The sequence below is a fragment of the Paenibacillus sedimenti genome (assembly GCF_014534655.1).
In the GTDB taxonomy this organism is placed as follows: Bacteria; Bacillota; Bacilli; order Paenibacillales; family NBRC-103111; genus Paenibacillus_E; species Paenibacillus_E sedimenti.
Genome location: NZ_JACVVD010000062.1, coordinates 1 through 348, shown reverse-complemented (window position 1 = coordinate 348; position 348 = coordinate 1). Strand labels below are relative to the sequence as shown.

Sequence of the window (348 nt, the reverse complement as noted above, 5' to 3'; positions counted from 1 at the left end):
ACCCTTCGGTTCAAGTACCATCGACGCTGGAGGGCTTAACGGTCGTGTTCGAGATGGGAACGCGTGGGTCCCCTCCGCCATCATCACCAAACGAGTGCAACACCACAGCGTCTGCTGCTTGCTGCTGAAAAGGAACTTGGGGCTCCCCGGAAAGCAATCGGAATCAGCTACAAAGCTTATCTTCACTTTTTGGGGACCTTCATTATCCTTTCAAAACTGAACACGAGTGAAAGAAGCTTGTGTGCTTTCGCACTTGACTGGCTCATCGCAGAGCCGAGTCTCCATAGAAAGGAGGTGATCCAGCCGCACCTTCCGATACGGCTACCTTGTTACGACTTCACCCCAATC

2 rRNA genes are annotated in these 348 nt (G+C 52.6%); both read right to left on the bottom strand.

The annotated features are described in order from the left end of the window. Window positions 1–91, bottom strand: a 5S ribosomal RNA gene (gene rrf, locus ICC18_RS33440); the annotation flags it as partial. Between the two features lie 196 nt (window positions 92–287). Further along, window positions 288–348 (bottom strand): 16S ribosomal RNA (locus ICC18_RS33435); the annotation flags it as partial.